At 65.6% G+C, this 9,815-nt stretch carries 10 protein-coding genes; 9 read left to right on the forward strand and 1 reads right to left on the reverse strand.

The genetic code is table 11. The features are described from left to right. From ACESNG_RS20925 to ACESNG_RS20965, 9 genes are all read left to right on the forward strand, one after another. On the forward strand, positions 1-239 hold a 239-nt coding region (locus ACESNG_RS20925), incomplete at its 5' end, for a hypothetical protein (protein WP_373070679.1). Positions 240-392: 153 nt separating this feature from the next. Then, positions 393-2,615 (forward strand): peptidase domain-containing ABC transporter, encoded by a 2,223-nt coding sequence (locus ACESNG_RS20930; RefSeq protein WP_373060670.1) that lies wholly within the window; start codon positions 393-395, stop codon positions 2,613-2,615. A 5-nt stretch (positions 2,616-2,620) separates the two neighbouring features. Then, entirely contained in the window at positions 2,621-3,982 is a 1,362-nt protein-coding gene (locus ACESNG_RS20935; protein WP_373060671.1) for an HlyD family secretion protein, read from the forward strand. After that, the gene (locus ACESNG_RS20940) at positions 3,979-5,439 is read left to right on the forward strand and encodes a TolC family protein (RefSeq protein ID WP_373060672.1); all 1,461 of its coding nucleotides are present in this window, start codon (positions 3,979-3,981) and stop codon (positions 5,437-5,439) included. The genes ACESNG_RS20935 and ACESNG_RS20940 overlap by 4 nt, the downstream gene beginning before the upstream one ends. Positions 5,440-5,502: 63 nt before the next feature. After that, entirely contained in the window at positions 5,503-5,811 is a 309-nt protein-coding gene (locus tag ACESNG_RS20945) for a CPXCG motif-containing cysteine-rich protein (protein ID WP_373060673.1), read from the forward strand. After that, positions 5,804-7,264, forward strand: coding sequence for a CHAD domain-containing protein (locus tag ACESNG_RS20950; RefSeq protein WP_373060674.1), 1,461 nt, complete (start codon positions 5,804-5,806; stop codon positions 7,262-7,264). The genes ACESNG_RS20945 and ACESNG_RS20950 overlap by 8 nt, the downstream gene beginning before the upstream one ends. Before the next feature lie 32 nt (positions 7,265-7,296). Further along, on the forward strand, positions 7,297-8,505 hold the full coding sequence (locus ACESNG_RS20955) for an HDOD domain-containing protein (RefSeq protein WP_373060675.1): 1,209 nt from the start codon (positions 7,297-7,299) through the stop codon (positions 8,503-8,505). A 59-nt stretch (positions 8,506-8,564) separates the two neighbouring features. Continuing rightward, positions 8,565-9,029 carry a hypothetical protein gene (locus ACESNG_RS20960; protein WP_373060676.1) on the forward strand — a complete coding sequence of 155 codons (465 nt, stop codon included), beginning with the start codon at positions 8,565-8,567 and terminating at the stop codon, positions 9,027-9,029. 3 nt (positions 9,030-9,032) lie between these two features. Continuing rightward, positions 9,033-9,443, forward strand: coding sequence for an RNA-binding S4 domain-containing protein (locus ACESNG_RS20965; RefSeq protein ID WP_373060677.1), 411 nt, complete (start codon positions 9,033-9,035; stop codon positions 9,441-9,443). Here the strand turns inward: ACESNG_RS20965 and ACESNG_RS20970 are convergent. Then, positions 9,423-9,719 (reverse strand): hypothetical protein, encoded by a 297-nt coding sequence (locus ACESNG_RS20970; RefSeq protein WP_373070681.1) that lies wholly within the window; start codon positions 9,717-9,719, stop codon positions 9,423-9,425. The two genes, ACESNG_RS20965 and ACESNG_RS20970, sit on opposite strands and share 21 nt — an antisense overlap. Between the last annotated feature and the right edge of the window lie 96 nt (positions 9,720-9,815).

Genomic DNA, 9,815 nt, shown 5'->3' on the forward strand with positions numbered 1-9,815 from the left:
CAGACCGTGTCTCGACGCGGCTGGCGTGCACCACCCGTGCGGCATGGCAGCGCGGCAGCCGCCGCACCCAGCGTACGGCGTCGTCTCAGCTGGCAGGCGCCGAACGTGCCCCGGGCACTGCCTTCGGCACTAGGCCGGAGCGTCGGATCGGCGCACGGTTGTCGTCGCAATCCGACCGTGTTCGTCGCGGCGGTGGACTGCGTGCGTCGCCGACTCGGGCGCCACCGAACCCCTGCTGATTTCTCGCGGTACCAGCCACACCATCAGCGGCGGTACCCGTTGCAGTACCAGCTACAGGAGTGCGGGCACTCAGGCCCGTCTCCGATCGCGTTTGTCCGCTTCAGGCTTCTCGATGCGGGAACGCTCTCGCTCATAGCTCCCTCGATTGCGCCATGTCGGCTCAAGCAACCCGTGTCAATCAGTTGGTCACCGCCGCGCTCGGGCTCGAGGTGGAGCAGGCACGGTGGCGCGCGCTGACGCGTCAGGTCTCCCCCAATGATCCACTGCCGACTCGCCTCCGTTCCGTCGGCGGGGCGGTGGACGTCGGCTATCTCGACCGGCAAATCTCCCGTGACACGCTCCGGCTCGCGATCGCTGAGCGCACCGTTCCCATCGTTCTCCTCGACCTGCGCAACGACGACGCGATCGTGCTGTGCCGGAACGACGACGACGGGGTGCAGGCGCTGCTCGTTTCGCGCGATGGGAGCGAGGTCGCAATCGAGGGCGAGGGCGACGCGCTTGCGGAGGCCTTGATCGCACGTCTGGGCGCGGGCAACGTGCTGAATGCGCTGGCCCCCATGGCGCTGCGGCCGGCCAATAGCGCGACGTCCAATGCCTCCCCGCACAGCCCCCTCGGCCACGATGCCCTCGAGGAGGAGGCTGAACCGCGAACCCCGGTCGATCGCACGCTGGCGCTCTTTGCGCGGGAGCGTCGCGAGATCCTCACCGTGTTCTTCTACGCGACCCTGTCCGGTGGCCTGAGCCTGATCCTTCCGCTCGCCGTCGGCGGCATCGTGCAGATCGTGCAGGGGCGTCTGTACCTGCAGCCGGTGATCGTCCTCATCTCCTTCGTCGTCCTCGGCACTATCGTGGCCGGCGTGCTGCAGATCGGTATTCTGAGGGTCGTGGAGCGCATCCAGCAGCGCGTTTTTGCCCGCATGGCGTTGGAGTTCGCCTTTCGCATTCCCCGGCTGCGCTACGCGGCATCGTTGGAGTCCAACCTCCCCGAGCAGATGAACCGTCTGTTCGAGGCGATCGCGATTCAGAAAGGCGTGTCGAAGCTGCTGCTCGATGTGCCGACCGCGCTGCTCACCATCGTGTTCAGCCTCCTCCTGCTCACGGTGTACAGCCCTTGGTTCTCCGTCTTCGCGATCGCGGTCTCGATCGCGCTCTGGCTCATCATCCGTTGGACCGGGCCAGAAGGTCTCGAGACGTCGATCGTGGAGTCGAAATACAAGTACAAGGCCGTGCACTGGCTCGAGGAAATCGCGCGCGCCTTCCACGCGTTCAAGTACGCCGGCGACTCCACGCTTCCCGTGGAGCGCATGGACGATGTCGTCACCGGCTATCTCAAGTATCGGCGTAAGCATTTTGCAGTGCTCGTGAAGCAGACCATCGCCCTGATCGGCTTCAAGACCTTCATCACCGCCGCCGTATTGATCATCGGCGCCACGCTGGTGCAAACGAATCGGCTGCTACTTGGCCAGTTCGTGGCGGCAGAAGTGGTGATCGTCACCGTCCTTTTCGGTGTCGAGAAGCTGATCACCAGCCTCGCCACCGTGTACGATGTACTCACCAGCGTCGACAAGGCGGGCCATGTCGCTGACCTGCCACTCGAAGCCCGTGGCGGACTCGCGCCGGTCCACGTGCAGGGGGTTGGCGTCTCGATCGTCACGAAGGATCTCCACTTTCGCTATCCCTCGGCGCGTTCGGCCACGGTAGACGACATCACCGTGCAGATCGAGCCGGGCGAACGCGTCGCGATCATGGGCGCCGACGGGTCCGGTCAGTCGACGCTGCTCAAGTTGCTCGGCGGCCTCATCGACGACTACGATGGCACGATCCGGTTCGACGGCATCACGTTGCGCGACCTCGACCGACCGGCCCTGCGCGCGCGAATCGGGCAAATGCTCTCGTGGACCGATCTCTTCGACGGAACGGTCGAGGAGAACGTGAGCGTGGGCCGTACGCACATCGCCCCGCGCGATGTCGCCGAAGCGCTCGACGACCTCGCGCTGACCGATGAAATCCAACAGCTACCGCAGGGCGTTCAAACCGAGCTGACGAACGGCGGACGTACACTGCCCGCGCACCTCGCGAGCAAGCTGCTCGTGGCGCAAGGCATCGTGGGCCGCCCGCGACTGATCGTGCTCGACGACTTTTTTCAGAACCTGGACGCCGCGTCGCGCACGCTCATCATCAAACTGCTCACCGATCGGAGCCGACCGTGGACGGTCATCGCCGTCTCGCACGATCCGCTGCTGCTGGCGGCGTTCGACCGCGTGCTCCTCATGGATCAGGGCCGAATCGTACGCGAAGGACCCTTCAGCGTTCTGCGTGAAGATGCGATGTGTCGCAATCTGCTGCACGAGACGCCCATGACCACGGGAGCCTGAACACCATGGCCTTGTCCGATCTCGATATCGAACGCGAACTCAAGCATCTGCCGCTGGAAACCACGGCACTCCTGGGCGCCGCAAACACCGGCCGCATCGTGTCACGATGGCTGCTCGGTATTCTCATCACGCTGTTCCTCGTGCTCTTCCTGCCATGGCAGCAGAGCGTACGCGGCGAGGGCACCATTACGGCCCTCAATCCCTCCGATCGTCCACAGGAACTGCCCGCGCGCATCGATGGCCGCATCGAACAGTGGTACGTACAGGAAGGTCAGTATGTGAACAAGGGCGACAGCATCGTCCGCATCTCCGAGATCAAGGAGGAGTACCTCAATCCCAACGTGCTGCCGCTCACCGCGCTGCAACAGGCGGCGAAAGAATCGGCGATCGGCGAGAAACAGAACAAGGCAGCCGCGCTGACCACGCTGATCTCGCAGCTCGAGGCGCAGCGCGACTTCAAATTGCAGCAAACCGCCAACAAGATCGAGCAGTATCGTGCGGAAGTCCGTCAGGCGACGCTCGAAGACTCGGTGGCGCGCGATCAGCTACGTCGTCGCGAGCGGTTGTTCCGCGATACCCTCGGTCTGGTGTCGGTCAACGAACTGCAGGCGTTTCAGGTTCGTGTGCAATCGGCATCGGCCAAGCTGGTGGAGAAACAGCAGATGCTGCTCAGTACGGAGACGGACCTCGCGAGCATTCCCGCCGAATACGGCGAGAAGATCTCGAAGGCGCGTTCGGATCGTGCTTCCACCTTGGCCGAGGTCAACGAAGGCCGCTCCGATGTCGCGAAGCTGAAGGACAAGGTCGGCTCACTCACGATTCGCAACCGCTTCTACCTCATCGAGGCGCCACAGGATGGGTACGTCGTGCGCGCCACGAAGACCGGTCAGGGCGAGATCGTGAAGGCGGGCGAGGCGATCGTGACCATTCAGCCGGCGCGGCCCAGCAAAGCGGTTGAACTGTTCGTGAAGCCGATGGACGTCGTCTTGCTGAAGCCGGGACGGCATGTGCGTATCTTTTTCGATGGCTGGCCCGCACTGCAGGTCTCGGGGTGGCCACAGGTGGCGTCGGGCACCTTCGGGGCGGAGGTGGCAGTGATCGACCAGTTCCCGAATCGCGCCGGGCTGTTTCGCGTGCTGCTCGTACCCGATACCACCCACGACGAATCGTGGCCCGCGCAGCTGCGCCTCGGTACCGGTGTGCAAGGCTGGGCCATGCTCGACAACGTCACCGTCGGCTGGGAACTCTGGCGCCAGCTCAACGGCTTCCCGCTCTCGATCAATCCGAATGACGCGTTGCCGGCCGACGCGGTTGCTGGTGGCGCGAGCGCCGGCAAGAGCGACTCCAAAGGTGGAGGCAAGAAGTGATCGGCCACTTGCGCGCCGCACTCTCCGTCGCGTTCGTCTTCTCCTGCACGACGTCATCATCGGCACCCGCGCAGGCAGCGCCGTCGAAGCTCGACACGCTCGGCTCGCCATTCGCGTTCCCGGCCTTCATCGACGTCATTCTTGCCAATCATCCCGTCGCGGCGCAGGCGCGCTTGGTGGCCGATCAAGCACGGTCCGACCTGCGAACCGCGTGGGGCGCATTCGATCCCACGCTGACGGCCACGTGGGATCAGAAAAAACTGAACGGCACGGAGTACTACAATTACTTCGACGCCGAGCTCAAGATTCCGTTGCCGATCGGGGCCGACGTCACGCTCGCCTTCGATCGTACCATGGGCCGGTTCTTCAATCCGGACCGGCGCACCCCCGTCAACGGCACGTTCGAAGCGGGCATCTCGATTCCTCTCGGGCAACGCATTCTCACCGATGAACGGCGAAACGCGCTGCAGCAGGCGCGCGGCGCGCGGGATGTTGGAGAGGCCGATCGCACCGCGATCGTCAACAAGCTGCTTTTCCTGGCCGCGAAGGACTACGGCTTCTGGTACGAGAGCTGGCGTCGTCGGGTCATCGCGCAGGAAGGCGAGGCGCTGGCCGAGTTCCGGCTGCAGGGAGTGCGACGTCGGGTCGCCGTCGGCGAGGGTGCGCCGATCGACACTATCGAAGCGTTGCTGGAGCTGCAACGCCGCGAGGTCACCCGCTTCGAGGCGGAGGCGTCATTTTACTTTTCATCGCTCAATATTACGGCGTATCTCTGGGATGACGCCGGGCGCCCGGCACCGCTCCCGGTCGACGCCAAGCCGGTGCTGCTGGGCATTGAAGGGGTGGGGATCGACTCCACCCGCCTCGAGGCGCTGCTCGATCTGGCCACTCGCCGGAACCCGGACCTGCTCAAGATACAGGCTCGTGTGAGACAGGCCGAGGCGCAGCGGCTGTTCACCACCCAAGCGCTGCTTCCGCTGGCCGAAGCCAAACTAGCCGGGCTCGGCGCGAGCGCTAGCGAAGAGGTGTTTTTCGATGGCGAGCGCCTGGACAACAACTACAAGGCCGGACTGAGCATCAAGTCGCCCCTGCTCTTTCTCAAGGAAACCGGTCGATTCACGTCGTCGGGCCAGCGTCTCGAATTTCAGCGGCTCGAGCGGGATCGGTTGCGGCGCGAGGTCGAATTCGATGCGCGTGCCGCGATCTTCGATCTGTTCAACCTCGAACGGCTGCGGCAGCGACAGGTGGCCAATGTGCGCAATGCCGGCCTGCTGCGCGACGCCGAGCAGGTGCGCTACAATGAAGGCGAGGGAACGCTGCTCATACTCAACATCCGCGAACGCCTGGTGCTCGACGAAGCCGTGAAACTCGCGGCCGTGGAAGCCAAAGTGGCCGGCGCCCGTGCCGCCCTCGTTGTGGCCACTGGTGACCGAACGCTGCTGTTGAATCCAAACTGAGTGGTTAGGGTGGACAGGGACGGCCACCCCGTTTGATTACGCCTATGCCTTCACTGTGCGAATATGCGTGACCGAGAAGAGTGGGACCTGCCGGATGACGCCGGCGATCCCGATGAGGCCGAAGACGCGCTTGACGACGAGGAGTTCCCACTCGGCGACGGCGTGGCTGATCTCGTGGGGGAGGTGCACTGTCCGTACTGTGGCGAACCGGGGGAAATCACCCTCGATCCGGGCTCTGGTACGCATCAGCAATACGTCGAAGACTGCCAGGTCTGCTGTCGTCCGTGGCTCGTCTCGGTAAGCTACGACGACGACGGCACCGCTCACGTACACGTCGATGCGAACGACGACCACGGTGACAACGATGACTGACGCGTCGCTCCTGTCCGCCACCGATCTGCGTGGACTGCTGCCGGGGGCGCTTCGCCGACCGGCGCAGGAAGGCGCTCGTCTGGTGGCGCTCCATTGGCTCCAACAGCTCACCGATGCACGCGCTCAGTGGCTGCTGGCCGACTCCGCGGATCCCTCAGGAACCGACGTCGCAACCGAAGCCGAAACGCTGCACCGCGCGCGCGTTTCGTTACGACGGCTGCGAGCGGTGCTTCGCGAGCACGAGAGTGCGCTCGATGGCGCGGTGGACCAGCGCACGCTGCGGTCACTGCGCGCACTCGGGCAAGCCACGAACGAAGTCCGGGATGCCGACGTGCAGCGCTCGTGGCTCGACGCCGAGATGGAGCAGCTTCCTGTGGTCGCTCGTGAAGAAGCGATGCGCCTGCGCTCCATCCTCGACCGTCGTGCGACACGTTCGTCGACGGCCGTGACGCGCGCCTTCGAGAAGCATTTCGATCCCATCGTCGACCGACTGCTGGCGCGCCTCGCCACGTATCTGCTGTTACACCGCGTTGGCTTGCCGGCCACGCCCACGCCGTTCGCGCGACACCTCGCGACACGTGTGGCGCGCGCATCGACGCGCTTACGGCGGGACCTCGAACACGTGACCAGTGTCGACTCGCGTGACGCGATGCATCGTGTGCGCATTCGCCTGAAGCGCCAGCGGGCGATGCTCGCCCTCTTCGCCAAGTCGCGCCCCGCGCTCGGTGCGTGGTACGATCTCGCCACGCGCGGCCAGGATCTGCTGGGTGCAGTGCGCGACGCCGACCTGTTGGCCGAGCGGGCGCTCGAGGCGAACCTTCCGGCGCTGCATCGCGAGCTGGGGGCGGTCGCGCTCGCGCACTACCAGGCATTTACGCTCGACTGGTGCGCGCGAATCGACGGCGTAGTGCAATCGCTCGAGATGGCCGTCGTCGAACTGCGGCGCGACAGTGCACCGGCTTCCGAGGCCGGCGTACCGCTCGAGATCGAGCGGAAGTATCTCCTGAGCCGCGTGCCGCCGGTGGCCGCCGCGGTTCCGCCCACACTGATCGAACAGGGCTGGCTCCCCGGCAGTGCGTTGCGGGAGCGGTTGCGTCGGTCCACGAATCCTGACGGGACGGTCACGTGCTGGCGCAACGTGAAGCTTGGCCCGGCGCAAGCACGGCTCGAGATCGACGAAGGCACGAGCCGAGAGTTGTTCGAAGCGATGTGGCCCCTCACGTCCGACGCACGCGTGCGCAAGCAACGGCATGTCGTGCGTGAGACCGCCTATGCGTGGGAAATCGATGTGTTCCTCGATCGCGATCTCGTGCTGGCCGAAGTCGAACTGTCCGGGCTCGACGACCGACCGACTCTTCCCGAGTGGCTCACGCCCTACGTCGAACGCGACGTCACCGGTGAGCCGGCCTACTTCAATTCGGTGCTCGCACGGGCCGACCGCACGCCGCGCTGAGCCCGCGATGAGCACGTGATGAGAATACGCGCATGCTGACGTCACTCCTACCGATTCGCGATCGCCGTGATCGCGTGATCGGCTACGCGGTCTCGACCTGCCCGGCCGACCCGCGCCGTGGTGGCTCGGATCCCGACGCGGACGCGCGCCGTCTCGTCGACATGGTGGGCGCGCTCACCCGCCTTGCCGGCCGCAGTCTCGTGGTGCCCGTCACCCCCGCCATCGTGCGTGAGGGCTCCATTACTCGCTTCGCCTCGGCGGATGCCGTGTGGCTGCTGGCCACGGAGTCGCTCGACGACGCCACCACACGGCGTGCGGTCGATCGACTGCTTGGCGCCGGCTTTCACTTCGCATTGCAGGGCTTTCCCGACGGCGAGCCGCTGCCGCCGTCGTTGGTGGGCAGTACGATCGTGCTCGACGCGGCGCGCACGCCGCCAAGCGCGCTCGAATCCCGCGTGCGCGTACTGCTCGACGCCGGACTCCGCCCACTCGTTCGCGGCGTCGACGACCGCCTCACGCGCCATCGCGTATTGCAGGCCGGCGTGCCACTGTACAGCGGGCGCATGCTGGCCCGCGGTGCCGGTGTACCGGTAGACCGCACGACCGAGGAAAGTGTGATCCGCGCGATCACCATGCTGTCCGCGTTCGCCGATGGCCGACCGACTGATTCGTCATTCGACACCTTCGTGCACGATGATCCTCATCTTGCGGCCGCGCTGCTGAAGGCGATGGGCTCCGCGTCACTCGGCGTGCGTGGTCCGCGATCGGTGACGCACGCCATCACGATGCTCGGACGCGACGCGATCATGGACCGGCTCGTATCCGTAGCTGCACGACTGATCGGCGATGCCGCCCAGGATGCCGAACTCGGATTCGCTGCGCTGCGACGCGCGCGCGTCTGCGAACGGGTGGGTGCCGCGCTCGACAACGCGCCGCACGCCCGCATGCGTCTCATCGCCGGACTACTCTCGATGCTGGAGTTCGCGCTCGGCGCCTCGGCGCCGATCCTGTCGGAGCGACTGGCGCTGCCGACGGCGCTACGCGATGTGATGACAGACCGCCGTTTGCCGCTCGGTCAGCTGCTCGATGTGATCGATGCGCTGGAACAAGGCTGGTGGGACGACTTCGTGTCACGCTGTGCGCGCATCGGTATTGCACCGGCAGTCGTGTCCGATGCTTGGCTGGCCTCATGGCGCGCGGCGCGCGACGAACTTGGCATCACCCGCAACGATCTCGGCTGAGTGCGTGCGGCTCCGACCTGCTCTCGTATTGCCCCCGCGTCGAAGAGGATTCAAAGCTGATGACGACGACCGCCCGCGATTATCTCGTGAATCGCTTCCAATCCGACGCCGCCGCATTGCGCGAACGCGTCGCGCTGATGGCGCGGGGCACGAAGGTGCCCGGTCCCGATGCGGCGACCTCGAGCCGCATGGCCGATGGCTGCGACGAAGTGGTCGCCATGTTGCTCGCAATCGCGGGCACCGGTAATGCCAACACGGACCTCGACGCCATCATGGCGCTGGTCCCGCTGCTCGAGCACCGCGCCGTCGAGCAAAAATCGAACCCGGCGGTCCGCTCTGTCTATGCCGGCGCCGCCACGCGCATCCGCGAGGTGCGGTCGGCCGAAGCCCAGTCGTCTCAGGCCGACGGGACCGCGCCTGACGATCCCAAGGAAGCGGATGTCGACGACGCGGTCGTAGATGTTGTCGTCGATGATGATGCGATCGAATGGGACGACGACGACAGTGCTGACGGTGTGAAGTAGCCGATGCGGGACGATGACGAGAAGTCTCCACCGGGGAAGGTTCGCCTCGACAAGTGGCTCTGGGCCGCACGCTTCTTCAAGACGCGTGTGCTCGCGGCTGAGGCCATCGACGGCGGTAAAGTCGACGTGAACGGAGATCGCGCGAAGCGAGCGAAATTAGTGCAAGCGACTGACGAGATCCGACTGCGCCAAGGACCGATAGAGTGGCAGCTCCGCGTGAAGGACGTCGCGGAGCGCCGGGGGTCGGCGGAGATCGCCCAGCGGCTCTACGAGGAGACCGCCGACGGTAAGCGAAAGCGCGAGGCCGCACAGGAACAGCTGCGCCAGATGCCGATCGCGTTCGCGTTTGGTGACAGTAAGCCCGGCAAGCGAGACCGGAGGGCGATTCGCCGACTAAAGGGAGACGCGTCGTAGCGCCCGCGCGACCAACTCCCCGATCGATTCGCCAGGCGCTCGCTGCACAACGGGTATGACGGTCGAAGATGTCGCCGCGAGTGCACGTGCAACGATCACATTCGAGTCATCATCGCCCGCGATGATCAACGCGATCGTGCCCTCGCCGATGGCCTTCGCGAGCTCCGACTGGCGACTGGCCATGCGCACACGCGCCCCCGCCTCGCGCAGCAGCACGCCGCAAGCGACGCGAAACGGTCGACTCGTGGCGTACACCACGACCAGCGGGGGTGTCATCTCCCTGCCCTAGAGCGCGGCGATCGCCGAGATCTCGACGAGAATGCCGCGCAGCGATGCACCGACCACGGCGCGCGCCGGGTACGGCGGCGAGAA

Source organism: Gemmatimonas sp., assembly GCF_041689975.1.
Taxonomy (GTDB): domain Bacteria; phylum Gemmatimonadota; class Gemmatimonadetes; order Gemmatimonadales; family Gemmatimonadaceae; genus Gemmatimonas.

What these genes read in the sequence shown, in the direction of transcription:
- ACESNG_RS20930 (WP_373060670.1), top strand. Translation starts at nt 393, where the DNA reads ATGTCGGCTCAAGCAACCCGTGTCAATCAGTTGGTCACCGCCGCGCTC.
- ACESNG_RS20935 (WP_373060671.1), top strand. Translation starts at nt 2,621, where the DNA reads ATGGCCTTGTCCGATCTCGATATCGAACGCGAACTCAAGCATCTGCCG.
- ACESNG_RS20945 (WP_373060673.1), top strand. Translation starts at nt 5,503, where the DNA reads ATGCGTGACCGAGAAGAGTGGGACCTGCCGGATGACGCCGGCGATCCC.
- ACESNG_RS20950 (WP_373060674.1), top strand. Translation starts at nt 5,804, where the DNA reads ATGACTGACGCGTCGCTCCTGTCCGCCACCGATCTGCGTGGACTGCTG.
- ACESNG_RS20955 (WP_373060675.1), top strand. Translation starts at nt 7,297, where the DNA reads ATGCTGACGTCACTCCTACCGATTCGCGATCGCCGTGATCGCGTGATC.
- ACESNG_RS20960 (WP_373060676.1), top strand. Translation starts at nt 8,565, where the DNA reads ATGACGACGACCGCCCGCGATTATCTCGTGAATCGCTTCCAATCCGAC.
- ACESNG_RS20965 (WP_373060677.1), top strand. Translation starts at nt 9,033, where the DNA reads ATGCGGGACGATGACGAGAAGTCTCCACCGGGGAAGGTTCGCCTCGAC.
- ACESNG_RS20970 (WP_373070681.1), bottom strand. Translation starts at nt 9,719, where the DNA reads ATGACACCCCCGCTGGTCGTGGTGTACGCCACGAGTCGACCGTTTCGC.